This is a genomic window from Streptomyces sp. YPW6, assembly GCF_018866325.1.
GTDB lineage: Bacteria > Actinomycetota > Actinomycetes > Streptomycetales > Streptomycetaceae > Streptomyces.
The window spans coordinates 5,343,192-5,367,147 of record NZ_CP076457.1 but is presented as its reverse complement, the minus strand read 5'-3'; the positions used below and the strand labels follow the sequence as shown (position 1 = coordinate 5,367,147).

At 69.9% G+C, this 23,956-nt stretch carries 20 protein-coding genes and 2 pseudogenes; 12 read left to right on the top strand and 10 right to left on the bottom strand.

Annotated features, from left to right (window positions below):
• The first annotated feature begins 199 nt into the window (after positions 1-199).
• From KME66_RS23655 to KME66_RS23640, 4 genes are all read left to right on the top strand, one after another.
• On the top strand, positions 200-841 hold the full coding sequence (locus tag KME66_RS23655; protein ID WP_073216666.1) for a superoxide dismutase: 642 nt from the start codon (positions 200-202) through the stop codon (positions 839-841).
• Positions 842-999: 158 nt separating this feature from the next.
• Entirely contained in the window at positions 1,000-1,356 is a 357-nt protein-coding gene (locus KME66_RS23650) for a metalloregulator ArsR/SmtB family transcription factor (protein ID WP_216325677.1), read from the top strand.
• Complete coding sequence (locus tag KME66_RS23645; RefSeq protein ID WP_216325672.1) at positions 1,353-2,096, top strand: DUF2071 domain-containing protein; 744 nt, start codon at positions 1,353-1,355, stop codon at positions 2,094-2,096. Before KME66_RS23650 ends, KME66_RS23645 begins: the two co-directional genes overlap by 4 nt.
• A 74-nt stretch (positions 2,097-2,170) precedes the next feature.
• Positions 2,171-2,827, top strand: a complete 657-nt coding sequence (locus KME66_RS23640) for a CatB-related O-acetyltransferase (protein ID WP_216325670.1) — start codon at positions 2,171-2,173, stop codon at positions 2,825-2,827.
• Between the two features lie 70 nt (positions 2,828-2,897).
• Here the strand turns inward: KME66_RS23640 and KME66_RS23635 are convergent, their stop codons facing one another.
• Genes KME66_RS23635 through KME66_RS23620 form a run of 4 tightly spaced genes read right to left on the bottom strand, consistent with a single transcriptional unit; the run spans position 2,898 to position 6,444 of the window.
• Positions 2,898-3,851, bottom strand: a complete 954-nt coding sequence (locus tag KME66_RS23635) for an SUKH-3 domain-containing protein (protein WP_216325668.1) — start codon at positions 3,849-3,851, stop codon at positions 2,898-2,900.
• Entirely contained in the window at positions 3,848-4,237 is a 390-nt protein-coding gene (locus KME66_RS23630; protein ID WP_216325666.1) for a YwqJ-related putative deaminase, read from the bottom strand. The genes KME66_RS23635 and KME66_RS23630 overlap by 4 nt, the downstream gene beginning before the upstream one ends.
• The gene (locus tag KME66_RS23625; RefSeq protein WP_253208458.1) at positions 4,230-4,676 is read right to left on the bottom strand and encodes an SUKH-3 domain-containing protein; all 447 of its coding nucleotides are present in this window, start codon (positions 4,674-4,676) and stop codon (positions 4,230-4,232) included. The genes KME66_RS23630 and KME66_RS23625 overlap by 8 nt, the downstream gene beginning before the upstream one ends.
• A gap of 40 nt (positions 4,677-4,716) precedes the next feature.
• Positions 4,717-6,444, bottom strand: coding sequence for a YwqJ-related putative deaminase (locus tag KME66_RS23620; protein ID WP_216325660.1), 1,728 nt, complete (start codon positions 6,442-6,444; stop codon positions 4,717-4,719).
• Positions 6,445-6,570: 126 nt separating this feature from the next.
• Here KME66_RS23620 and KME66_RS34125 point away from each other — a divergent pair.
• Positions 6,571-6,744, top strand: a pseudogene (locus KME66_RS34125) (antibiotic acetyltransferase); the annotation flags it as partial.
• On the opposite strand, the gene KME66_RS23615 reads toward KME66_RS34125, so the two are convergent.
• Complete coding sequence (locus KME66_RS23615) at positions 6,674-7,219, bottom strand: GNAT family N-acetyltransferase (RefSeq protein WP_216325657.1); 546 nt, start codon at positions 7,217-7,219, stop codon at positions 6,674-6,676. The pseudogene KME66_RS34125 and the gene KME66_RS23615 overlap by 71 nt on opposite strands.
• 127 nt (positions 7,220-7,346) lie before the next feature.
• Positions 7,347-7,967 carry a helix-turn-helix transcriptional regulator gene (locus KME66_RS23610; protein WP_216329581.1) on the bottom strand — a complete coding sequence of 207 codons (621 nt, stop codon included), beginning with the start codon at positions 7,965-7,967 and terminating at the stop codon, positions 7,347-7,349.
• Between the two features lie 338 nt (positions 7,968-8,305).
• Here KME66_RS23610 and KME66_RS23605 point away from each other — a divergent pair, with 338 nt between their 5' ends.
• Positions 8,306-9,757, top strand: coding sequence for an NCS2 family permease (locus KME66_RS23605; protein ID WP_073216655.1), 1,452 nt, complete (start codon positions 8,306-8,308; stop codon positions 9,755-9,757).
• A gap of 79 nt (positions 9,758-9,836) precedes the next feature.
• Here KME66_RS23605 and KME66_RS23600 read toward each other — a convergent pair whose 3' ends face one another.
• Together KME66_RS23600 and KME66_RS23595 are read right to left on the bottom strand one after the other, a co-directional pair.
• Positions 9,837-10,184, bottom strand: a complete 348-nt coding sequence (locus KME66_RS23600) for a VOC family protein (protein ID WP_073216652.1) — start codon at positions 10,182-10,184, stop codon at positions 9,837-9,839.
• Positions 10,185-10,342: 158 nt separating this feature from the next.
• The gene (locus KME66_RS23595; RefSeq protein WP_073216649.1) at positions 10,343-10,993 is read right to left on the bottom strand and encodes a DsbA family protein; all 651 of its coding nucleotides are present in this window, start codon (positions 10,991-10,993) and stop codon (positions 10,343-10,345) included.
• A 177-nt stretch (positions 10,994-11,170) separates the two neighbouring features.
• Between KME66_RS23595 and pepN (KME66_RS23590) the strand changes: the two genes are divergently transcribed.
• From pepN (KME66_RS23590) to KME66_RS23580, 4 genes and pseudogenes are all read left to right on the top strand, one after another.
• On the top strand, positions 11,171-13,765 hold the full coding sequence (pepN, locus tag KME66_RS23590; RefSeq protein ID WP_216325654.1) for an aminopeptidase N: 2,595 nt from the start codon (positions 11,171-11,173) through the stop codon (positions 13,763-13,765).
• Between the two features lie 456 nt (positions 13,766-14,221).
• A pseudogene (locus tag KME66_RS34585) lies at positions 14,222-14,308 on the top strand (phage DNA packaging protein J); the annotation flags it as partial.
• Between the two features lie 76 nt (positions 14,309-14,384).
• Positions 14,385-15,452 (top strand): hypothetical protein, encoded by a 1,068-nt coding sequence (locus KME66_RS23585; RefSeq protein WP_216325651.1) that lies wholly within the window; start codon positions 14,385-14,387, stop codon positions 15,450-15,452.
• A gap of 371 nt (positions 15,453-15,823) precedes the next feature.
• Complete coding sequence (locus KME66_RS23580; protein ID WP_216325648.1) at positions 15,824-19,132, top strand: S8 family serine peptidase; 3,309 nt, start codon at positions 15,824-15,826, stop codon at positions 19,130-19,132.
• On the opposite strand, the gene KME66_RS34580 is transcribed toward KME66_RS23580, so the two are convergent.
• The gene (locus KME66_RS34580) at positions 19,122-19,295 is read right to left on the bottom strand and encodes a hypothetical protein (protein ID WP_367303645.1); all 174 of its coding nucleotides are present in this window, start codon (positions 19,293-19,295) and stop codon (positions 19,122-19,124) included. The genes KME66_RS23580 and KME66_RS34580 overlap by 11 nt on opposite strands.
• Before the next feature lie 89 nt (positions 19,296-19,384).
• Here KME66_RS34580 and KME66_RS23570 point away from each other — a divergent pair, with 89 nt between their 5' ends.
• The gene (locus KME66_RS23570; RefSeq protein ID WP_073216639.1) at positions 19,385-20,413 is read left to right on the top strand and encodes an aspartate-semialdehyde dehydrogenase; all 1,029 of its coding nucleotides are present in this window, start codon (positions 19,385-19,387) and stop codon (positions 20,411-20,413) included.
• A 71-nt stretch (positions 20,414-20,484) separates the two neighbouring features.
• Here the strand turns inward: KME66_RS23570 and KME66_RS23565 are convergent, their stop codons facing one another.
• A complete protein-coding gene (locus KME66_RS23565) occupies positions 20,485-20,985 on the bottom strand; it encodes a DUF1203 domain-containing protein (RefSeq protein ID WP_216325645.1) in 501 nt (166 codons plus the stop codon).
• Between the two features lie 125 nt (positions 20,986-21,110).
• Here KME66_RS23565 and pepN (KME66_RS23560) point away from each other — a divergent pair, with 125 nt between their 5' ends.
• Positions 21,111-23,687, top strand: coding sequence for an aminopeptidase N (gene pepN / locus KME66_RS23560; RefSeq protein WP_073216633.1), 2,577 nt, complete (start codon positions 21,111-21,113; stop codon positions 23,685-23,687).
• The last annotated feature ends 269 nt before the right edge of the window (positions 23,688-23,956 follow it).

The following is a 23,956-nucleotide window of genomic DNA, read 5'->3' as shown; positions in this document are numbered from 1 at the left end:
ACCAAACACGCGCGACGGCGTACGCAGCACGGAAGTAGGAGCAAATCACCTTTCCGCGACAAAACGGAGGAAGGGCGGGGTCGCCGGTCCTAGGCCGAAGGGCTGATCACCTGACGGACCGTCCTGCTGTTAGCCTGCTTCTGCATATAGATTGCAATAACAACTGGACGGCATTCCCAGCAGTCGGAGGGTTCGAACCATGGCCACGTACACGCTCCCGGAACTCCCGTACGACTACGCGGCGCTCGAACCGGTCATCAATCCGCAGATCATCGAGCTGCACCACGACAAGCACCACGCCGCGTACGTCAAGGGTGCGAACGACACCCTGGAGCAGCTGGAAGAGGCCCGCGACAAGGAGGCCTGGGGAGCGATCAACGGCCTCCAGAAGAACCTCGCGTTCCACCTCTCCGGCCACATCCTGCACTCGATCTACTGGCACAACATGACCGGCGACGGCGGCGGCGAGCCCCTCGCGGCGGACGGCGTGGGCGACCTCGCCGACGCGATCACCGAGTCCTTCGGCTCCTACGCGGGCTTCAAGTCCCAGCTGACGAAAGCCGCGGCCACCACGCAGGGTTCGGGCTGGGGCGTGCTCGCGTACGAGCCCGTCAGCGGCAAGCTGATCGTCGAGCAGGTCTACGACCACCAGGGCAACGTCGGCCAGGGCTCGGTCCCGATCCTCGTCTTCGACGCCTGGGAGCACGCCTTCTACCTGCAGTACAAGAACCAGAAGGTGGACTTCATCGAGGCGATGTGGCAGGTCGTCAACTGGCAGGACGTGGCGAAGCGTTACGCCGCCGCCAAGGAGCGCGCGGACGTGCTGCTGCTCGCCCCCTGAGCGACGCCGGCCCGCCCGAATCGTCCTGCCTCGTGATCGTCTTCTCAACCTTCACTCAGGCAGGCGGATGAACGGAGAGCCCCCGCGAGGACGTGACTCGCGGGGGCTCTCCCCTGCCGACTCCTTAGCTGTTTAGCTCATGTGCTAAACATGCACCCATGGAATCACCCGCCGTTCCGGCCGCCGCTCCGCCCGATGACGAGGCGAGCGCCTTCCGCGCGCTCGCCGATCCCACCCGGCGCCAGATTCTGGAGGACCTGCGGGGCGGCGAACTGGCCGCCGGGGAGATCGCGAGCCGGTTCTCGATCAGCGCTCCGTCCATCTCGCGCCACTTGGGGGTACTGAAGGGGGCCGGGCTCGTCACGGAGCGCCGGGACGCCAACCGCATCCTCTATTCGCTCGCCCAGGACCGGCTGGCGCTGTGCGTGGGCCGTTTCCTCAGCACGGTCTGCCCCGAGCAGATCGTGCTCCGCAACACCACGTGGCGCTCCGCACCGGAAGGAGACGCCTCGTGATCCGTTCCCGGCTCTCCAGCGTCATCGAGCGCCGCCTCCTGGTGAACTACCGGGTGGACCCGCACGTCGCGGCGACCCTGCTGCCCGCGCCACTGCGGCCCCAACTGGTGCGCGGCCAGGCGGTGGCCGGTATCTGCCTGCTCCGGATCGGCGGCGTCCGCCCCGTGTGGGCCCCGGCCGCGACCGGCCTGACCAGCGAGAACGCGGCGCACCGGATCGCCGTCGAGTGGGACGGCCCGGACGGCGTCGAGCAGGGCGTGTACATCCCTCGCCGCGACACCGCCTCCCGCCTGAACGCCTTCGCGGGCGGCCGGATCTACCCGGGCGAGCACGGCCGCGCGGACTTCACCGTGCGGGAGGACCCCGACGCCGTACGGGTGGCCTTCGCGGCCCGGGACGGCGAGGTGGAGGTGGACGCCACGGTGGAACCGGCCGAGGACCTGCGCGGCAGCGGCCTGTTCGCGGACCTGGCGGAGGCGTCGGAGTTCTTCCGCCGGGGCAGCCGGGGCCTCTCCCCCAACGCGGGCGGCACGCACCTGGACGTCCTCGAACTGTCCACGGACGCCTGGAAGGTGACGGCGGGACGCCCGCGCCACGTCCGCTCCTCCTTCTTCGAGGACCTGGACCGCTTCCCGCCGGGCAGCGCGGTGCTGGACAGCGCGCTGGTGATGCGGGGCGTGGCGGCCGACTGGTCGCGAGGGGAGCCGTTCCGGGTGGGGGGCCGGGGCGGGGTGGCGTAGCGCGGTGACGTCGCGAGGGGCGGTCGGGCCGAAATTATCGGCGGATCAGCGGGCCCGGATGCCACGATGAGGTCATGAGTTCTGCCCCCGCGCCCGTCCCGGCGGACCCCACCGTCCTGCACCCGATGCCCGGCCAGCCGCGCGTGGTCCAGCTGAAACCGCTGGTCACCTCGGAGCTGATCGAGGTCGGTGACCACTCGTACTACGACGACCCCGAGCATGCCACGGAGTTCGAGACCCGCAACGTGCTGTACCACTACGGTCCGGAGCGCCTGGTGATCGGCAAGTTCTGCGCGCTGGCGACGGGGGTGCGGTTCATCATGAACGGCTCCAACCACCGGATGGACGGCCCGTCCACGTTCCCCTTCCCCACGCTCGGCGGCTCCTGGACCGACCACTTCGACCTGCTGACGGGCCTCCCCGACCGGGGTGACACGGTGATCGGCAACGACGTCTGGATCGGCTACGAGGCGGTGATCATGCCGGGCGTCCGCATCGGTCACGGCGCGATCGTCAGCGCCCGGTCCGTGGTCGTCTCGGACGTCCCGGACTACGGCATCGTCGGCGGCAACCCGGCCCGCCTGATCCGTACCCGCTACGAGGAGGCGGACATCGCACGCCTGCTGGCGGTGGCCTGGTGGGACTGGCCGGCGGAACACCTCACGCGCCACATCCGGACGGTGATGTCGGGCACGGTGGCGGAGCTGGAGGCGGCGGCGCCGGGGCAGTAGTGGAGGAGAGCGGATGGGCGAGATTCCCCACCCCTTGGCAATCGGTCAGCGCGTACAAGTGCTCGGCTCACTACCGATCGGTGTCCGCCTGCCGGGTGTATCGCCCCAGATCCTCGGCACAGAGGCGAACGGCTGCGCCGGCTCGGCCCACCGAGGCTCCCATACCTGCAGACAACGAGAGCTCCATCTCCGTTGGCGTCGCGGCGTAGTGCCCCGTACGCACAGAGCAGGCGACAGACGACAGCGGGGCGGTGGTGAGCGGCGGCCCGCCAACGCTCACCTTCAGTTCACTGCCCAGTTCGGTGGCCCCTTCGGACTCGATCAGCGCCGCTGCCGCAGCCACCAGAGGTTCTGCAGCGTCCTCCAGCGACCCCCCGGGCAACGGGATGGCTCGGTCCAGGGTCTCCGTGCCGATGCCCCGCAGCGCAGTGACCGTGAGGCGCAGTTCGCGGGCGCTGTAGACCTGCCGGTGGTGCAAGACATACACGGCCACCAGCGCGGTCCGGACAGCATCGAGCAGCGGAGTTCCTCCGGACGTCGACGGTGCCGTCCATACCCACCGGCGAGCAGTGATCCGGTGAGGTGCGTCACCTCCCGACAGCGCTGTGAGCCCCTCACGCACGGTGTCTCCGAGCAGCCAGCGACCGCCGTGGTCGATCGAGAAGAGACGCCCCTGCTCATCGACCGCAAGCAGCGCGTCCGTGTCCGTGCGGCCGAGCGGAAACAGCCGGGAGCCCAGGGACTCGCCGAGCAACGAGAACGATCTCAAGGCGCTTCGCGCCTCGGTGGGGTCGACAACGCATCCGGTGGCCGCCACGGCACGCCCCGGCCCCGTCGGGGATATACGCAGTCCGTAGAACGCGCGCAAGGCCTGTTCCGCTGCCGGAAACAGTACCCAGGCAGCTCCATCAGCCACCGGCTCGACGAGCGCGATCGTCTTGAGAGCGGCTGACATCGCGTCGTCCCTGACGTCACGGCCGTCGTGCCATCCGGCGGCCGTCAGTGCGTCGCGGTTCGCTGTCATGTATCCATCGTGGTGACGCGGAGACGGTCGAGCAGCGCCGAGCACGAGCGGCACACCTGCGCCGGTGCACCGTGCTCGGGGTCTCCGTGGCCTCGGATCTTCTGTGCGACAAGGACGGCGCTCTCGAGGTGAACCGCGCCGTCGTCGAGGGTGCTCGTTCCACCATCGACGCGTTGGCGATCCAGGCTCCACAGTTGGTCCGAGATCAACGCGGACTCGGCGCAGTAGCCCATGAAGGATTCGCGTTGCGCTACGGGAAGCGCGTCGAAGAATTCTCGCACAGCCGGGTGCAGATCGGGCTGCTCGTCACCACCGAGGCTGGTGTGACTGAAGATCTCCCCGTGAGCAAGCAGCGACGCGGCAACGCCTGGAATCAAGTCAGACAAAGTAATCCTCCGCATCATCCATTTTGCTGGACATAAGACTTATCAAGGCTTCGTACTTTTCACTGCCCAGATAGTAGGAACCAGTGTGATGAGAGAAGAAGAATCGACCGGATTCATCCATGAGAATGGTGGATCCGTCATAGGTGTCATACCCGACTGGGAACAGCTTGACGCCCAGGTCTCCGGCCAGCTCGGCAATCTCCTCGGCATCCCCCTTGAACACAAGGTGCGGGGTGAAGATCGCGAAGTTCTCCGGGGCGGTGTCGATGACCGCTCGGAGGGAGATGTGCTCACGGATAAAGGCGAGCGCTGCCGCGGAGGGTTCGATGTCCACTCCGTAGGCGCGGTAACGATCGGTCACATTCGCGACAGCCTCCGCCGCCTCTCGCACAGCATCCCGCCCTGGGTACCACCCGGCCTCCGTCAGCCACGCGTCCACTTCTTCATTCGTTGAAAGTATTGGCATCTTCGTTCTCGTCCTAGGTGTGCGCAGTGACGCCGATCAGCGGAAGAATCCTGGAGCAGGATCGACAAGGCTCTTTGTAGTCACCGTGGTCCTTGAATCCCGTGGGAGAGTCCTGCTCTCCGATCTGAAGAGAGTAGACACGCGCGCCTTTCATGACCCTTCGAATGTCCTCTTCCGTGCTTATCGCAGCCCTGTCTCTTTCTTCTATGCCATGGAGCCGATCTGACACAAGCGCGATCTCGGCACACTTTCCATGCCCCGCTCCCGGGTTCTCATTGTCCGCTCGGATCTCCCTCTCCACTCGGTCGACCACACTTTGGAGCGCGGGATGGGTTTCCAAGAGCGTCTGTCCGTGCCGCTTCGTGGAGCTGGAGTGACTCGTCAGGGTTCCTTCATGCAGCAGCCCTCCCGCGCAGGATTTCACCAGCCGGTCCTTGCCGGGCGGGTTGTGCCCCGCCTCCTGGTCACGGGCATTGTCCGCCAGGCGACGCGTCTCACGCACCAGGGCGGCCCGTTGCTGCTCCTCACTGAGGTGACTGACATCGAGCGCGTCGCGCCGATGGTGTTTCATCTTGCCGGCGCTTCTGCCGTGCCAGGCGGGCTGCGGACTGATCGGCCTCCCATGGGATTCGCCGCCGGGTGTGCCGCCCCCTCCACCGTTGCGACCACCGCCCCCGGCTCCCCCGCGGCCGGCACCGTCGTCCCTGCCGGAACCGGACTGGATCTTCTTGATCCCGTCGCGAACGTCCTGGTCGGTTTCTTTGTGAATCTTCGAGCTCTTGGAGATCGAGTTGGGCAACGTATTCCCGACATGGTCTCCAAGGTCTTTCAGCGCCTTGCCGAGTCTGTCGGTCACGCCGTCGATGGTGGTGTCGAGGACCGCGGTCAGCGAGTCCTTTCCCTTGGCCCGGCCGTGGTGCCCCTTGGCCTTCGTGAGCTTTCCGCCGGTCTTCTCACGCATGGATATCTGGACACCGGCCAGACTCATGCCCGTACGGGCGTGCGCGTCGTAGTCGATGACCGGACCGGCTCCGGGCCCAGGGCCAGGGCCGGTTGCTCCCGCTGCGGAGTTGAGCCGGAGCCCCCCAACGCCCGCACGTACCGCCTGGTCGACATCAACCCCGTCCTGTGCCCCGGCCACATTCAGCGCGGCCTGGATGGCCAGGTCCGCAACGACATCCTCGATCGCGGCGACCGCGGGCTCCGTGAGAGTGGCCACGATCTCCGCGACGGCAGCTTCTGCCATCTCCTTGAGGATCCTCTTGAACGCGATACGAGTGGCCGCGATCTTCGCCCCCGCCAGAAGGGTTGACAGGCCGGCTGTCACAGGAGCGAAGGCGAGTGTGATACCCACGGTGGCGCAGAGGTCGGCTAACTCCCCGACAGCCGCGATCTTCCGGGCCACAATCAGGTCCGCGACCCGATCAAGCGCACCCGCAATGAGCCGGGCGGCCTTCGCGAGGTCCTTGTGCTTGCTCTGCACTTTCGACCAGTGCGTATCAAGAGCGGCCAGTGATTCGCTCTGTCCGCTGAGGAGTAGCTGTTGGATATGCCGGTGCGCGGCGACTCCGTCGTCCTCCGCATCCTCCGCGAATTCCCTCAGAGCATCCGCCATGTCGCGGTACGCGTCTTCGTCGACATTGGGCCAGCCGACACCGACTACGTCGAGCATGGTGTCAACGCCGTCCGGAATGGTGTAACCCACGATCAGCAACCCCCGTTGGCCGTGCGCCTCATTCATGCAGCGCAAGAATCATTCTGACACGGGGTCAACCTGCGGTTCGAGCCGCGACCTGCACATTCGGCCAGTCGCGCGTGGTGCGGCAGAAGACCTCGGCAGCCCCGGGCTTCGGGAGGCCGGTGACCGGTCGTCGGCGGCAACCCGGCCCGCCTGATCCGTACCCGCTACGAGGAGGCGGACATCGCACGCCTGCTGGCGGTGGCCTGGTGGGACTGGCCGGCGGAACACCTCACGCGCCACATCCGGACGGTGATGTCGGGCACGGTGGCGGAACTGGAGGCGGCGAGCCCTGGAACGTGAGCTTGAACCCGTCGTGGCTGCGGGTGAAGCCGAGTCCGGCGTAGAAGCGGTGCGCCTGGTCGCGCTGCTTGCCGCTCGTCAACTGGACCAGCCCGCAGCCCCGCGCACGGGCCCGCGCGATCGCCCGCTCCATCAGGATCCGGCCCAGCCCGCCGCCCCGCCGGTCGCCACGAATCCGGACGGCCTCGATCAGGGCCCGCTCGGCACCTCCTTGACCGAGCCCGGGAATGTACGTCGCCTGCAGACACCCGACAACCATCCCGCCGACCTGCTCGTCGGCATCCTCGACCAGGACCAGCACCTCGTTGCGCGGGTCCGCGTCGATCGCCGCGAAGGCCTGCTCGTATGCCTCCGTGACCGTGACGTCCGCCGGGTCCACCACCCGCTCCTCATCGGCGAGCAGAGCCAGTACTGCGGGCAGGTCTGCGCGGGTCGCGGGACGCAGGGCGCGTACGGGGGCGGGCTCGGCAGGCATGCCGCCGACCCTAACCGGTGAAGCCGGGCGGGAAGATGCCTGCCACCCGTGCACGAAGGATCTACCGGATCACGCCGCGAGACGCGGGTGCCCCCACGGACAGATCACGACCGGATACGGCCCGCGCCTACGACGACCCCGGCACCCGGCTCCAGAAGTGGTCGACGATGTTCTCGAGGTAGCGGCGGCCGTCCTCGCCGGATGCGGTGGTGCCGCCCGCCCGGCTCAGGGTGGCCGTCATCAGGGCCTGGTAGTCCTGTTCCATGGCCTGCAGCGGGGCCTTCAGGTCGCGGCGGTCCATGGAGACCAGCTTGGCGATGGCACGGATGTGGGCCTGCCAGCGGGTGGAGACCGCCTCGGTGAGGAGGCGGGCCAGCTCCTCCTCCAGCCTGGTGATCGCGATGAAGTCGCGCGGGGGCAGGCGGAGGACCTCGCCGAGCTTGGCGGACTGCCGTTTGTCGCCGGTCCACCGGCCGGCCTCCTCCATGCGCAGGTACGCGTCGAGGGTCAGGCCCGTGGCGCGTGCGACGTCCTCCGCCGAGACGCCCCGCGCGATGCGGTGTTCGAGCAAGGTGCCCGGGTGGCCCATCAGTTCACTGGGCCGGCACCACAACGCGCCTGCCAGGGCCGTCAGTTCACCCGCGTCCGGGACGTGGGTCCCGCGTTCCCAGGCGATCACGTGCTCGGGGGTGATGTGCGAGGTGCCGAAGGACGCGCGCATGCCGTAGGCGACATGACCGGGGGCCATCCCGAGCTTCTCGCGCAGGGCGCGCGCTGCCCGCGCGTTGAAGGGGAGTGGTGGGTGCACACACGGAGAGTAGGGGAGCTGTCACCGCCACTTCCATACCCTCTGTCGGCTGCCTGCCGGTTTGAGGGAAAAGGTCACCGTCGATTCCGTAGGAACGCACAGGAGCGAAAAGGTACCAACTACACGCTCTACGCGGGTAGTTGCGCTCCCCCGGGCGCCGCGTATGATCCGCTCGCAAGGTGCCGCATGTGCGTTCGCACAGTGCCTGCCACGCGCTTCGGGCAGCGCCGGCGCCCACCCGTCCCCCTGATTCGTCCGCCTGCCCAGGAGACTTTGTCATGCACGCCAGTCCGACCAGCCCACCACCGGCCGACGCGAAGCCCGCAGCATCGGGGAGCGCCGTCGACCGGTTCTTCCGCATCAGTGAACGCGGCTCGACCTACCTGCGGGAGATACGTGGTGGATTCGCCACGTTCTTCACGATGGCATACATCCTCGTGCTCAACCCGATCATCCTCGGCAGCGCCGAGGACAAGTTCGGTGAGCAGCTGGACAGCGTGCAGTTGGTGACCGCCACCGCTCTGGTCGCCGCGGTGATGACGCTGATCATGGGCGTGGGCGGCAACCTGCCCCTCGCCCTGGCGGCGGGCCTGGGGATCAACGCCGTCGTGGCCTTCCAGATCGCGCCCCTGATGAGCTGGGCGGACGCGATGGGGCTCATCGTGCTGGAGGGGGTCTTGATCTGCGTCCTGGTGATGACCGGGTTGCGTGAGGCGATCATGCACGCCATCCCGCAACCCCTGAAGCAGGCGATCAGCGTCGGCATCGGTCTGTTCATCGCCTTCATCGGCTTCGTGGACGCCGGGTTCGTCACCCGCATCCCCGACGCCGCGAACTCCACCGTGCCCGTGCAGCTCGGCACCGGCACGCTCACCGGCTGGCCCATGCTCGTCTTCTGCCTCGGCGTGCTCCTGACGATCGTCCTGGTCGCCCGGAAGGTGAAGGGCGCGATCCTCCTCAGCATCGTCCTGATGACCGCCCTCGCCATCGTGATCAACGAGATCGCCGACATCAGGGCCTGGGGCCTGACGTCGCCCTCGATCCCCGGCAACCCCGTCGCCGCGCCCGACTTCGGGCTGCTGTTCCAGTTCGATCTGCTCGGATCGTTCGGTCAGGTCAGTGTGCTGACGGTCGTCCTGCTCGTCTTCACCCTGATCCTGTCCGACTTCTTCGACACGATGGGCACCGTCGTGGGTGTGACGGCGGAGGCCGGCCTTCTCGACGAGCGGGGCCAGGTGCCCGGTCTCGGGCGCGTCCTGCTCATCGACGGTGCTGCCGCCGTCGTCGGTGGCGCCACGTCCTCGTCGTCGGCCACCACCTACATCGAGTCGGCGGCGGGTGTCGGCGAAGGGGCCCGCACCGGCTTCGCGAACCTGGTCACCGGTGGGCTGTTCGCGCTCGCCCTCTTCCTGACGCCCGTGCTGACCATCGTGCCGATGCAGGCGGCCGCGCCCGCCCTCGTCGTGGTCGGGTTCCTCATGATGACCCAGGTCAAGCACATCGACTGGGACCGCTACGACGTCGCCATCCCGGCCTTCCTCACCATCGTCGTCATGCCGTTCACCTACTCGATCACCAACGGCATCGGCGCCGGTTTCGTCGCCTACGTGGTCATCAAGGCGTGCCTGGGCAAGGCGCGCGAGGTCCACTGGCTGCTGTGGGGCACCGCGGCGCTCTTCCTCGTCTACTTCCTCATCGATCCGCTGGAGCAGGTGCTCGGGATGAAGTGACGAAGCAGCGGGACCCCGGGGCGGGCGGGTGGTTCCCCGGGGGCGGTCGCCCCCGGGGATTCCCGGACTCCGGGGCCGGTCAGTGACTGCCCGCGTCCGCCAGACAGAACTCGTTGCCCTCCGGGTCCTTCAGGACCGTCCAGGTCATCCCCTGCATCGACTGCTCGCCGAGGACCGTCGCACCCAGCTTCGCCAGGCGCTCCACATCGGCCGGGCGGTCGGGTGAGGAGAAGTCGATGTGCACCCGGTTCTTGCCGGGCTTGGGCTCGGGCACCCGCTGGAAGCCGAGGACCAGCGGGGTGGCAGCGAGGACGACGAACCCGTCGTAGTCCTGGGTGTCCTCGAGGCCGAGCGCCTCGGCCCACCAGGCGGCCAGGGCCTGGGGGTCGGCGCAGTCGATCGTGATCATCTCCGGTGCGATTCGCATGCCTCACACCGTACGAGGCACCACTGACAGCCAATAGGAGCATCAACAGCCCGTCCCGCGACCGCGCGCCCCCGCGGGGGCCACTGGCCCCGGACGGGCACGCGCGGTCGCGGGACACCCGCGGGGGCGGGACACCCGCGGTCGCCGGCCGGCCCGCGTCAGTCGAAGATCGGGCCCTGCGTCCGGGTCCGCTTGATCTCGTAGAAGCCGGGAATGGACGCGACCAGCAGCGTGCCGTCCCAGAGCTTCGCCGCCTCCTCGCCCTTGGGGGCCGGGGTGACCACCGGGCCGAAGAAGGCGATCTGCTCGCCGTCCGCGCCGGGGACCGCGATGACCGGGGTGCCGACCTCCTGGCCCACCTTCTCGATGCCTTCCTTGTGGGAGGCGCGCAGCTCGGTGTCGTACGTGTCCCGGTCGGCGTACTCGGCAAGGTCCCCGGGCAGGCCGACGTCCTTCAGCGCGGCAGCCACGGCCTCGCGGGTGGGGCCTTCGCCGTTGTTGTGGAAGCGGGTGCCGAGCGCGGTGTAGAGGGGGCCGACCACATCGTCGCCGTGGAGCTGCTGGGCGGCGATGACGACCCGGACCGGGCCCCAGGCCTGGTTCTCCAGCATGTCCCGGTACTCCTCCGGCAGCTCGTCCAGCTTGTCCTCGTTGAGGACGGCCAGGCTCATCACGTGCCAGCGGACCTCGACGTCGCGGACCTTCTCCACCTCCAGCATCCAGCGCGAGGTCATCCACGCCCAGGGGCAGAGCGGGTCGAACCAGAAATCGACCGGGGTCTTGCCGTTCGCCGGGGTGTTCTCTGACATGTCTCTCCTCCGAGGGGGGTGTTGCACGGCAGGGCGTGTCACACGGACGTCGTGTTCACCATCGAACGGGAACGCCTCCCGGGGGCGACCCATTCCCTGCCTGCCGCCGCGCGAGGACGCATGCAAGGATCAATGGGTTCGAACACGACACAACACGCGCGTCACGAAGGAGTGCCCGTGCCCGGTGAAAACCTGTCCCGCGACGAGGCCCAGAAGAGGGCCGAGCTGCTGACCGTCGACGGATACGAGGTCGCTCTCGACCTGCGGTCCGCCGTCGGGGAGCCCGAGGGGGCCGGCGGGGACGGCGGTCCGCTGACGTTCCGGTCGCTCACCACGATCCGGTTCCGCTCCGCCCTGGCCGGCGCCTCGACCTTCGCCGACCTGGTCGCGCCGGGTGTGGACGCCGTGACGCTGAACGGGAAGGCCCTGGACCCGGCTGCCGTGTTCGACGGGACGCGGGTGGCTCTGGACGGGCTCCTGGAGGGCGAGAACGTCGTCGTGGTCGACGCCCGCTGCGCGTACAGCCGGACCGGCGAGGGCATGCACCGCTTCGTCGACCCGGAGGACGGCGAGGTGTACCTCTACACCCAGTACGAGCCGGCCGACGCCCGCCGTGTCTTCGCCACCTTCGAACAGCCCGACCTGAAGGCTCCCTTCCGCTTCCAGGTCACCGCTCCCGAGGACTGGCGGGTCTGGTCCAACGGGGCCGAGGAGTCGCGGGAGGGCGGGGTGTGGCGGTTCGCGGAGACCCAGCCCATCTCCACCTACATCACCGCCGTCGTCGCCGGCCCGTACCACTACGTGAGCGACCACTACAGCCGTACGCTCGCCGACGGCAGCACGCTGGACATCCCGCTCGGCGCGATGTGCCGCAAGGGGCTCGCCAAGCACTTCGACGCGGACGACGTCTTCCTGATCACCAAGCAGGGCCTGGACTTCTTCCACGACCACTTCGACTTCCCCTACCCCTTCGGCAAGTACGACCAGGCGTTCGTGCCGGAGTACAACCTCGGGGCCATGGAGAACCCGGGCATGGTCACCTTCCGCGAGGAGTACATCTACCGCGGCAAGGTCACCTCGGCGGCCTACGAGCGGCGGGCCAACGTCATCCTGCACGAGATGGCGCACATGTGGTTCGGCGACCTGGTCACCATGGAGTGGTGGGACGACCTGTGGCTGAAGGAGTCCTTCGCGGACTTCATGGGCTCCTTCTCGATGGTCGAGTCGACCCGTTTCACCGACGGCTGGATCACCTTCGCCAACAACCGCAAGGCCTGGGCCTACCGCGCCGACCAGCTGCCCTCCACCCACCCCGTCACGGCCGACATCCGTGACCTGGAGGACGCGAAGCTGAACTTCGACGGGATCACGTACGCCAAGGGCGCCTCCGTGCTCAAGCAGCTCGTGGCCTACGTGGGGCGGGACGCGTTCCTGGAGGGCGCGCGGCGCTACTTCAAGCAGCACGCGTACGGCAACACCCGGCTCGGGGACCTGCTGTCGGTGCTCGCCGAGACGTCGGGCCGGGACATGACGGCCTGGTCGCGCTCCTGGCTCCAGACCGCGGGCGTCAACACGCTCACCCCGGTGCCGACGTACGACGCGGCGGACGTCCTCACCGAGCTGACCGTCGTCCAGGAGGCCGCCGCCTCCCATCCCGAGCTGCGTCCGCACCGCATCGCGGTCGGCCTGTACCGGCGTACCCCCGAGGGCGAGCTGACGCGGTACGCGCGCACCGAGGTGGACGTGGCCGGGGAGCGGACCGTGGTGGAAGGACTGGCCGGCTCCGAGCGGCCCGATCTGATCCTGGTCAACGACGACGACCTCACGTACTGCAAGGTCCGCTTCGACGAGGGGTCGCTGGCCACGCTCCGCGATCACCTGGGCGAGATCACGGACCCGCTGGCCCGCGCCCTGTGCTGGTCGGCCCTGTGGGGGCTGACCCGGGACGCCCTGTTGCCGGCCCGTGACTTCGTCGCGCTGGTGCTGGCGTTCGCCGGCCGCGAGAGCGACATCGGCGTGCTCCAGATGCTGCACGCCTGGTCGCGGTCGGCTCTGGTCAACTACGCCGCGCCCGACTGGCGTGAGGAAGGCGGCCGGGCGCTGGCCGAGGGCGCGCTGCGCGAGCTGCGGGCCGCCGAGCCGGGCAGCCAGCACCAGCTGGCCTGGGCCCGCTTCTTCGCAGCGGTCGCCTCGTCCGAGGAGGACTTCCGGCTGCTGGGCGGGCTGCTGGACGGCACGGCCCGGATCGACGGTCTCGACGTCGAGCAGGAGCTGCGCTGGGCCTTCCTCGCCCCGCTGGCCTCGCACGGGGTGGCGAACGAGGCGGCGATCGACGCCGAACTGGCCCGTGACGACACGGCGTCCGGCAAGCGTCACCACGTACGGTGCCTGGCCTCACGGCCCTCGGAGGCGGTGAAGGCGCAGGCGTGGGCGGCGGTGGTGGAGTCGGACAAGCTGTCCAACGCCTTGGTCGAGGCGACCATCGCGGGCTTCGGGCAGCCTTCGCAGCGGGAGTTGCTGGCTCCGTACGCCAAGCGCTACTTCGAGGTGATCGAGCGGATCTGGGCGGAGCGGTCCATCCAGATCGGCATGCACGTGGTGCTGGGGATGTTCCCCGGTCTCCAGGACAGCCCCGCGACCCTCGCCGCGACCGACGCCTGGCTCACCGAGCACGAGGACGCGGCCCCGGCGCTGCGGCGGCTGGTGCTGGAGGCCCGGGACGATCTCGCGCGGGCCCTGCGCGGGCAGGAGTGCGACCGCGCCGCTTCCTGAGTACGGGAACGCGCGGGCGGGCCACGGCCTGAGCGCGGAACGCGCGGCCGGAGTGCGGCCTGCGTGCGGAAGTTCCGGCCGGGCGGCCTGAGCGCGGGAACGCGCGGCCGGAGTGCAACCCGGGCCGCGTGAGCACGAGGGCGTGACCGAAGGGCACTCCGGCCCGGTGGACGTGCCTGTACGGGCGGGACCGAGGAGCGCTCGGGACGGGCGTGCGTCGCCCGGGAGGGCGGGACCGAGGGAGCGCTCGGGCCGGGCGAGCGTCGCCCCGGAGGGCGGGACCGAGGGAGCGCTCGGGCCGGGCGAGCGTCGCCCCGGGGGGCGGGACCGAGGGAGCGCTCGGGCCGGGCGAGCGTGGCGGTACGGGGTCTCACGGGGAGGTACCCGGGCCGGGCAGGGTGGCGACTGCGGGGGCGTGATCGAGGGGCGCCCGGGTACGGCGTGCGTGCGGCGTGAAAGCGGCGCTCGTACATCCGCCCGGGACGCCCCTCCCCCATTCCCGGCGCGAAGGCCCATTTCGGTCGTCGAACGTCCGTACTTTAGGACGGCGTTGTCCGGGAATGTCGACGGGCGTGTAACAGGGGTTAGGGCCGCCCGCACGGGCGGGAAACCCCGGGACATGACCCAGAACACCCCGCTCTCCGCCCGTCTCCCGCGCCTCCCCCTGCACCCCGGCGACGTGACGCAGCTTGTGCTGTCCGCCGCCCAGTTGAGGGCGCGGGGCGTCTCCGCCGCGCAGACGTCGGCGCAGTGCATGCCGGGCGGCGCCTGGCAGCACCTGCTGCCGGGGGTCTACCTGCTGCACCCGGGCCCGCCCACCGGCCGGGAGCGGCTGCACGGGGCGCTGCTGTACGCGGGGCGCCCGCCGGCCTCCGCGCGGCGCGGCGGGGCGGGCCCGTCGGAGACGGGGTACGGGGAGGCGATGGTCACCGGGGTCGCCGCGCTCGCGCTGCACGGCTTCGCCTGGGCCGGGGAGCTGGGGGCGCTGCACCGGATCGACGTGCTGGTCCCCCGCACCCGGCGGCTGCGGTCCACCCGGTTCGTGGAGGTGCTGCGGACCGCCTCGATGCCGGACCCGGTGCGGGTGGGCGGGCTGCCCGTCGCCCCGGCGGAGCGGGCCGTCGCGGACGCGGTGGCGGGCACGGCCGACGCCGCGGAGGTCCGGCGGCTGCTGACCGAGGCGGTACGCGACGGGCACTGCGAACCAGCTGCCCTGGTCGCCGAGTTGAGCGAGGCCAAACTGCTGGGGCGGCCCGCCGTGGTGGCCGCGGTGGACGCGCTGCTGGCCGAAGGGCGGGCGGTGGCGGAGGCGCGGCTGTACGCGATGGTGCGCGAGTACGGGCTGCCGGACCCGGTGTGGAACGTGGAGCTGCGGCTGCCGGGCGGGCCGCGCCTGGGCGGGGTCGACGCCTACTGGCCCGATCACGCGGTGGCCGTGGAGCTGGACTCCCGGGCGCCGCGGCACGGCGTGCCCGGCCGGAGGGGCGGCCGGGTCCAGGCCGACCCGGAGTGGGCTGCGTGCGCCGCGAAGAGGGAGCAGTTGGAGCGGCTCGGGGTCACCGTCGTCCACCTCACGCCGAGGAAGCTGCGCGAGGCGTCGGCCCAGCAGGCGACGGTGGTGCGGACGGCACTGATGGCGGCGGCGGACCGGGAGCCGGCCGCCTATGTGATGGTGCTGCCTCGCTGAACGCGGGGCGGCTGCGGCCCCGTCGAGCACGGGCGGCGGCCCCGTCGAGCCCGGGGCAACGGCCCCGTACAGCGAGGGCGGCGGCCCCGTACAGCGAGGGCGGCGGCCCCGTACAGCGAGGTGGGGCGGCTGAGGGCAGGGCGTCGGCGCCGAGGAGGCGGTCCGGCACTGGTCCGGACCACGGGTGCCGAACTGGCGGCCTCGGTGGACACTTTCAGCTCATTCGTCCCTGGTGGCGCATTGCCCCCAGTGGCGGATCTGTGCCATGTCGCAAACTCGTCTCCGTCAACTCTCCACAAACCTCTGTCATTTACGACAGGGTGAGCGGTCATCCGGTACCGAATTCCGGACTCTCTCTTTCACTTACAGGGATGCTGATGACCAAGGAATCCCCCAGTTCCATACCGGGCGCCAGACGAGCGGCCCGCATAGCGGCCGCGGCGGGCCTCGCGGCCGCTCTCACCGCGTCCGGCGCCGCTCCGGCCTTCGCCGCCGACGACCCGGCTCCGGCGCCCGTCAAACCGGCCGCCACCAGCGACCGGGGCGACAAGCTCGGCAAGGCCGACGCCGATGTCCTGGCGAAGGCCGAGGCCAAGGGCGAGAAGAACATCACCATGATGGTCGCCACCACCCCCGGGGCGACCGAGCAGGTCAGCAAGCAGCTGGACTCCGTCAAGGGCTCCGTGCTCGGCCAGACCTACGACAAGCTCGGCTACGTCCGGGCGACGGTCCCGACGAAGAGCGCCGAGTCCACCATCAAGGCGGCCTCCAAGCTCTCGTCCGTCCTCGGCATCGATCTCAAGCAGGAGATCAAGCTGGACGACCCGACGCCCCAGGCCGACCGGGCCGCCGGCGCCAAGCAGCCGAAGGCCACGGGCAGCTACGCGGGGCCGGACAGGAAGACCCCGGCGAAGAACCCGTACAACCCGTCGTTCGAGACCGGTGCGGTCGACTTCGTCAAGAAGAACCCGAAGGCCGACGGCCGCGGGATCACCATCGGCATCCTGGACTCCGGCGTCGACCTCGGCCACCCGGCCCTGCGGAAGACCACCACCGGCGAGCGCAAGATCGTCGACTGGGTCACCGCCACCGACCCGGTCAGCGACGGCGACGGCACCTGGCTGCGGATGACCGAGTCCGTCAGCGGCCCGGCGTTCACGTCCGGCGGCAAGACGTACGCGGCCCCCGCGGGCAGCTACAAGTTCGCCACGTTCGCCGAGTCGGCCACCACCGGCGGCGACATGGCGGGCGACCTCAACCGCGACGGTGACACCACCGACGTCTGGGGCGTGCTGTACGACCCGGTCACCGGCACCACGCGGGTCGACCTGAACAGCAACGCGGACTTCTCCGACGACAAGGTGCTCAAGCCGTACAAGGAGAAGTTCCAGGTCTCCTACTTCGGTGAGGACGACCCGCGGACCCCGGTCGTCGAGCGCATCCCGTTCGTCGTCGAGACCCGCAAGAACGTCGTCTACAACGCGGCGGGCGCCAAGGCCGACTTCGTCAACATCGGAGTCATCGAGGGCTCGCACGGCACGCACGTCGCGGGCATCACCGCGGCCAACGGGCTGTTCGGCGGCGAGATGAACGGCGCCGCCCCCGGCGCCAAGATCGTCTCCTCGCGCGCCTGCACCTGGTCCGGCGGCTGCACGAACATCGCGCTGACCGAGGGCATGATCGACCTCGTCGTCAACCGCGGCGTCGACATCGTCAACATGTCGATCGGCGGCCTGCCGCCGCTGAACGACGGCAACAACGCCCGCGCCGAGCTGTACAAGCGGCTCATCGACATCTACGGCGTGCAGCTGGTCATCTCGGCCGGCAACAGCGGCCCGGGGCTCAACACCATCGGCGACCCGTCGCTCGCCGACCACGTGATCTCGGTCGGCGCGTCGATCTCCAAGGAGACCTGGGCGGCCAACTACGGCTCCCGCGTCACCAAGAAGTACGACATGCTGCCCTTCTCCTCGCGCGGCCCGCGTGAGGACGGCGGCTTCACGCCGATCATCTCGGCGCCGGGTGCGTCCATCAACACCACCCAGACCTGGGCGCCGGGCGGTCCGGTCAAGGAGGCGGGTTACGGCCTGCCGGCCGGCTACTCCATGCTCCAGGGCACCTCGATGGCCTCCCCGCAGGCCGCCGGTGCTGCCGCGCTGCTGCTGTCGAAGGCGAAGCAGAAGGGCATCGAGCTTCCCCCGGCCGACCTGCGGACCGCGCTGACCAGCACCGCGCGCCACATCAAGGACGTGCCCGCGCACGCCCAGGGCTCCGGTCTGATCAACATCGTCAAGGCCTGGAAGCAGATCGCCAAGCAGGGCAAGCCCGCGCACGAGTTCTCGGTGAAGGCCCCGGTCGACACCGCGATCGACTTCGCGCTCAAGGACCCGGGCTTCGGTACCGGCCTCTACGACCGCGAGGGCGGCCTGAAGGTCGGCGAGACCAAGGTCTACGACGTCGTCGTCACCCGCACCACGGGCCCGGACCGCGATGTCCAGCACAAGCTGACGTGGAAGAACAACGACGGCACCTTCCGGCTCAGCAGCCCGAAGTACGTCTCGCTGCCGCTCGGCACGCCGGTCAAGGTCAAGGTCAAGGCCAAGGCGAAGACCGCCGGGGTGCACAGCGCCATCCTCCGGGTCGACGACAAGAAGACCTCCGGCGTCGACCACCAGATCATGACCACGGTCGTCGTCGCCCACGACCTGAAGCAGCCCGGCTACGCCTACAAGACGTCCGGCTCGGTGCAGCGCAACGGCACCACGTCGTACTTCGTGAACGTGCCGGAGGGCGCGAAGACCCTGGAGATCGCCCTCAGCGCGCTGCGCTCGGGCAGCCAGACCCGGTTCATCGCCCTGCACCCGTACGGGACGCCGGTCGACCCGACCTCCACGATCTACTGCTACCCGAACTACGAGAACCCGTCCAACACCTGCCGCCCGGACACGCGCTCCTACAAGGACCCGCAGCCCGGCGTGTGGGAGATCGAGGTCGAGTCGCGCCGTACGTCGCCGCTGCTGGACAACCCGTACAAGCTGGACGTCTCGCTGCTCGGCGCGGTCTTCGACCCGGCGGTGCGCACCATCGCCGAGGCGAAGATCGGCGCTCCGGCCGCGGTCGACTGGACGGTCACCAACACCGCCGCCGACCTCCAGGGCAAGCTCCAGGGCGGTTCGCTGGGCTCGGCCAAGGTGGCGAAGCCGTCGATCTCCACCGGTGAGACCCGTGAGACCACGGTGACCATCGGGGCGGGCGTCGAGAAGCTCGACTTCGCCATCGGCGGTACGTCGGACGCCAACGCCGACCTCGACCTGTACGTCTTCCGGGGCGCCACGCAGGTCGGCAGCGCCACCTCGGCCGGTTCCGAGGAGGCGGTCAGCCTGGTGAAGCCCGCCGCGGGCACGTACACCGTCGTCGTCGAGGGCTACTCGGTCCCGGCCGGGTCGACCACGTACGACTACCGCGACGTGTACTACGCGGCGTCGCTCGGCACGATCAAGGTCGACTCGTCCAAGGCGGTGAACCTGGCCAACGGCGCGTCCGCCCAGGTCGGCGCCGAGGTCGTGGTCGCCGGGGCGGCTCCCGAGGGCCGCCAGTTCTTCGGCGAGGTCCAGCTGGTCAACGCGCGCGGCACCGCCGCGGGCACCGGCAGCGTCGTGATCGAGAAGGTCACGCCGTAACGACCTGCGGTACGGCGGCGGGGCGGGCGCTCTCACGAGCACCCGCCCCGCCGTGCGTGTTCCTCGTCACAGCCGGCCCGGACCGCCGCAGATGTTTCCCCACGCAGACACGGGCGTTGCAGAATCTGCGGCCCTCGCGGGCAGAGTCCGCAGGTCGGACAATGGATTGGACAAGGCAGGCCCGGACATACGCATCATGGAGCGGTATACGGACCGCACAGACGCACAGGTGTACAGAACAGAGGAGTCCTCGTGAAGGTCGGAATCGTCGGCGCCACCGGTCAGGTCGGCACAGTCATGCTCAGGATCCTGGCCGAGCGGAACTTCCCGGTCGACGAGCTGCGGCTGTTCGCCTCCGCCCGGTCCGCAGGCTCCACGATCGCCTTCCGGGACGCGGACGTCACCGTCGAGGACGCCTCCACGGCCGACTACACCGGCCTGGACATCGTGCTGTTCTCCGCCGGCGGCGCGACCTCGAAGGCGCTGGCCGAGAAGGTCGCCTCCCAGGGCGCCGTGGTGATCGACAACTCCTCCGCCTGGCGCAAGGACCCCGAGGTCCCCCTCGTCGTCTCCGAGGTCAACCCGCACGCGGCCAAGGTCCGCCCCAAGGGGATCATCGCCAACCCGAACTGCACCACGATGGCCGCGATGCCGGTGCTGCGTCCGCTGCACGCCGAGGCCGGTCTCGAAGCGCTGACCGTCGCGACCTACCAGGCCGTCTCCGGCTCCGGGCTCGCCGGTGTCTCCGAGCTGCACGGCCAGGCGTCCAAGGTCGTCGCCGACGCCGAGAAGCTGGTCCACGACGGCGAGGCCGTGGACTTCCCCGAGCCCGGCGTCTACCAGCGTCCGATCGCCTTCAACGTGCTGCCGCTGGCGGGCTCGATCGTGGACGACGGTTCGTTCGAGACGGACGAGGAGCAGAAGCTCCGCAACGAGTCCCGCAAGATCCTGGAGATCCCGGAGCTGAAGGTCTCCGGCACCTGCGTCCGGGTCCCGGTCTTCTCCGGCCACTCGCTCCAGATCAACGCCCGCTTCGCCCGCCCGATCGGTGTCGAGCGCGCCCACGAGCTGCTGAAGGACGCCGAGGGCGTCGAGCTGTCCGAGATCCCGACGCCGCTCCAGGCGGCGGGCAAGGACGCCAGCTACGTCGGCCGCATCCGGGTCGACGAGACGGTGGACAACGGCCTCGCGCTGTTCGTCTCCAACGACAACCTCCGCAAGGGCGCGGCGCTGAACGCCGTGCAGATCGCGGAGCTGGTGGCGGCCGAGCTCAAGGGCTGACCGCGGCCGTTCGCGTACCGACGAGGGGGCGGCCACCGGTGTACACCGGTGGCCGCCCCGTGCGTACCGGCTCAGCCCCGGCGCACCTCGAAGTGGAAGCACCCGTGCTCCACGGCCCGCACGTGCGCCAGCGCCACCTCCGGGTCGGCGAACGCCTCGTCCAGAGCGGCGTCGAACCCCTTCTCCGCCTCGGCCGGGATCTCCAGGAGCCGCCCGCCGACGATCAGGCCCCGTGCGTCGTAGCGGCGCACCGCGCGGAGGGCGCCGGGGCGAGAGAACGGGTAGCCCTCGCGCTCCGGGTCCGGGCCCGCGCACGCCTCGGCGTGGATGAAGACCGGGCCCTGCTCGTCGTACGCCCCCGGGCTCGCTCCTGTCGCGGCGGCCCAGCGGCGCAGCGGGGCGTAGGAGACGAGGGCGATGAGCTCGCCGGGCTCGCTCCCGCGCAGGCAGCAGCGGAGGGGGTCGCCGCCGTCCACCACGGTGAACGGCAGACAGGGGCGGCCCGCGTCGTCGGCGGCGCGGAGTTCGTCGAGGGTCTCGGGGGCGATGGGACTGGGCTCGTATGCGGTCATGGTCCGAGCCTCTCCCCCGGAGCCGTCCGCGTCCGGCGGAAAACGGACATCGCGCTGGGAGCTCGGTACGTGGAAGGATGGCCGGAAACGCCGCATATCAATTCGCACACCTAGGAGATGACCGCGTGCCTGGCACGAATCTGACCCGCGAAGAGGCACAGGAGCGGGCGCGCCTGCTGACCGTGGACGCGTACGAGATCGATCTCGACCTCTCCGGAGCGCAGGAGGGCGGCACCTACCGGTCCGTGACCACCGTGCGCTTCGACTCCGCGGAGGCCGGTGCGGAGACCTTCATCGACCTGGTCGCCCCGGCCGTTCACGAGGCGGTGCTCAACGGTGAGGCGCTGGACGTCGCCGCCGTGTTCCGTGACTCCCGGATCGCTCTGGCCGGGCTGCGCGAGGGCGCCAACGAGCTGAAGGTCGTCGCCGACTGCTCGTACACCAACACCGGCGAGGGCCTGCACCGGTTCGTCGACCCGGTCGACGACCAGGCCTATCTGTACACGCAGTTCGAGGTCCCGGACGCCCGCCGGGTGTTCGCCTCGTTCGAGCAGCCGGACCTGAAGGCGACCTTCCGGTTCACCGTGAAGGCGCCCTCCGGCTGGACGGTCATCTCGAACTCGCCGACGCCGGAGCCGAAGGACGACGTCTGGGCGTTCGAGCCGACGCCCCGGATCTCGACGTACATCACGGCGCTCATCGCCGGCCCGTACCACTCGGTGCACAGCACGTACGAGAAGGACGGCCAGACCGTCCCGCTCGGCATCTACTGCCGCCCCTCGCTGGCGGAGTACCTGGACGCGGACGACATCTTCGCCGTGACCCGGCAGGGCTTCGACTGGTTCCAGGAGAAGTTCGACTACGCGTACCCGTTCGCCAAGTACGACCAGCTCTTCGTCCCGGAGTTCAACGCGGGCGCGATGGAGAACGCGGGCGCGGTCACCATCCGCGACCAGTACGTCTTCCGCTCCAAGGTGACGGACGCGGCGTACGAGGTGCGGGCCGAGACCATCCTGCACGAGCTGGCCCACATGTGGTTCGGCGACCTCGTGACGATGGAGTGGTGGAACGACCTCTGGCTGAACGAGTCGTTCGCCACGTACACCTCGATCGCCTGCCAGGCGGACGCGGCGGGCTCGAAGTGGCCGCACTCCTGGACCACGTTCGCCAACTCCATGAAGACCTGGGCGTACCGGCAGGACCAGCTGCCCTCGACGCACCCGATCATGGCGGACATCAGCGACCTGGACGACGTCCTCGTCAACTTCGACGGGATCACGTACGCCAAGGGCGCGTCCGTCCTCAAGCAGCTCGTGGCGTACGTCGGCAAGGACGCGTTCTTCCAGGGCGTGCAGGCGTACTTCAAGGCGCACGCCTTCGGCAACACCCGCCTGTCCGACCTGCTGGGCGCGCTGGAGAAGACCTCCGGGCGCGACCTGAAGACCTGGTCGAAGGCGTGGCTGGAGACGGCCGGGATCAACATCCTGCGCCCGGAGATCGAGACCGACGCGAACGGCGTCGTCACCTCGTTCACCGTGCTCCAGGAGGCTCCGGCGCTGCCCGCCGGCGCCAAGGGCGAGCCGACGCTGCGCCCGCACCGGATCGCCATCGGCGCCTACGACCTCGACGCGGACGGCAGGCTCGTGCGCACCGACCGGATCGAGCTGGACGTCGACGGCGAGCGCACCGACGTGCCCGCCCTGGTGGGCAGGGCCCGTCCGGCGGTCGTCCTGCTCAACGACGACGACCTGTCGTACGCGAAGGTCCGCCTGGACGCCGAGTCGCTGCGGGTCGTCACCGAGCACCTGGGCGACTTCGCCGAGTCGCTGCCCCGCGCCCTGAGCTGGGCCTCGGCGTGGGACATGACGCGCGACGGCGAGCTGGCGACCCGTGACTACCTCGCGCTGGTGCTCTCGGGCATCGGCAAGGAGTCGGACATCGGCGTCGTCCAGTCGCTGCACCGCCAGGTGAAGCTGGCGGTGGACCTGTACGCGGCCCCGGAGACCCGCGAGGGCGCGCTCAACCAGTGGACCGACGCGACGCTGGCGCACCTGCGCGCCTCGGAGCCGGGCAGCGACCACCAGCTGGCGTGGGCGCGCGCCTTCGCGGCCACGGCCCGCAACCCGCAGCAGCTGGACCTGCTCCAGTCGCTGCTGGACGGCACCGAGTCGATCGAGGGCCTGGCCGTCGACACCGAGCTGCGGTGGGCGTTCGTGCAGCGGCTGGCCGCGGCCGGGCTGCTGGACGAGGAGGAGATCGCCGCCGAGTACGAGCGGGACAGGACGGCGGCGGGCGAGCGGCACGCGGCCTCCGCGCGGGCGGCCCAGCCGTCCGAGGAGGCCAAGGCGCGGGCGTGGGCCGCGGTCGTGGAGTCCGGCGAGCTGCCCAACGCACTCCAGGAGGCGGTCATCAGCGGCTTCGTCCAGCCGGACCAGCGTGAGCTGCTGGCCCCGTACGCGGAGAAGTACTTCGCCTCGGTGAAGGACGTCTCGGACTCCCGCAGCCACGAGATGGCCCAGCAGATCATCGTGGGCCTCTACCCGGCCCTCCAGGTCTCGCAGGAGACGCTGGACGCCACCGACGCCTGGCTGGCCTCGGCCGAGCCGAGCGCGGCCCTGCGGCGGCTGATGTCGGAGTCGCGGTCCGGCGTGGAGCGCGCCCTGAAGGCCCAGGCGGCGGACGCGGCGGCGGCCACGGCCTGACCCGCGTTCCCGGAGGGGCGCCCCTTTCGCCGCGGCGGAGGGGGCGCCCCTCCGGCGTTCCTCCGCGGGCATGCGCCGTACGGCCACGCGCGTCCGCCGTATGCTCGCGCGTTCGCCGTACGTACGCGTGCATTTGCCGTACGCCTGCACGCATGCGCCATACGAACGCGCGCGTCCGCCGTACGCTCGCGCGATTGCCGTACGTCGGCGCGCGGGTGGGTCTCCCGTGGCCTACCGTCCGAAGGGTCGTCGCAGTCCTCGGAGGCAGG

Bases quoted from the DNA above. Each gene is read 5' to 3' on its own strand.
- KME66_RS23655 (WP_073216666.1), top strand. From the start codon at position 200: ATGGCCACGTACACGCTCCCGGAACTCCCGTACGACTACGCGGCGCTC.
- KME66_RS23580 (WP_216325648.1), top strand. From the start codon at position 15,824: ATGCTGATGACCAAGGAATCCCCCAGTTCCATACCGGGCGCCAGACGA.
- KME66_RS23635 (WP_216325668.1), bottom strand. From the start codon at position 3,851: ATGACAGCGAACCGCGACGCACTGACGGCCGCCGGATGGCACGACGGC.
- KME66_RS23610 (WP_216329581.1), bottom strand. From the start codon at position 7,967: ATGGCCCCCGGTCATGTCGCCTACGGCATGCGCGCGTCCTTCGGCACC.
- KME66_RS23620 (WP_216325660.1), bottom strand. From the start codon at position 6,444: ATGAATGAGGCGCACGGCCAACGGGGGTTGCTGATCGTGGGTTACACC.
- KME66_RS23565 (WP_216325645.1), bottom strand. From the start codon at position 20,985: ATGACCGCATACGAGCCCAGTCCCATCGCCCCCGAGACCCTCGACGAA.
- KME66_RS23595 (WP_073216649.1), bottom strand. From the start codon at position 10,993: ATGTCAGAGAACACCCCGGCGAACGGCAAGACCCCGGTCGATTTCTGG.
- KME66_RS23605 (WP_073216655.1), top strand. From the start codon at position 8,306: ATGCACGCCAGTCCGACCAGCCCACCACCGGCCGACGCGAAGCCCGCA.
- KME66_RS23650 (WP_216325677.1), top strand. From the start codon at position 1,000: ATGGAATCACCCGCCGTTCCGGCCGCCGCTCCGCCCGATGACGAGGCG.
- KME66_RS23600 (WP_073216652.1), bottom strand. From the start codon at position 10,184: ATGCGAATCGCACCGGAGATGATCACGATCGACTGCGCCGACCCCCAG.
- KME66_RS23615 (WP_216325657.1), bottom strand. From the start codon at position 7,219: ATGCCTGCCGAGCCCGCCCCCGTACGCGCCCTGCGTCCCGCGACCCGC.
- KME66_RS23640 (WP_216325670.1), top strand. From the start codon at position 2,171: ATGAGTTCTGCCCCCGCGCCCGTCCCGGCGGACCCCACCGTCCTGCAC.
- KME66_RS23585 (WP_216325651.1), top strand. From the start codon at position 14,385: ATGACCCAGAACACCCCGCTCTCCGCCCGTCTCCCGCGCCTCCCCCTG.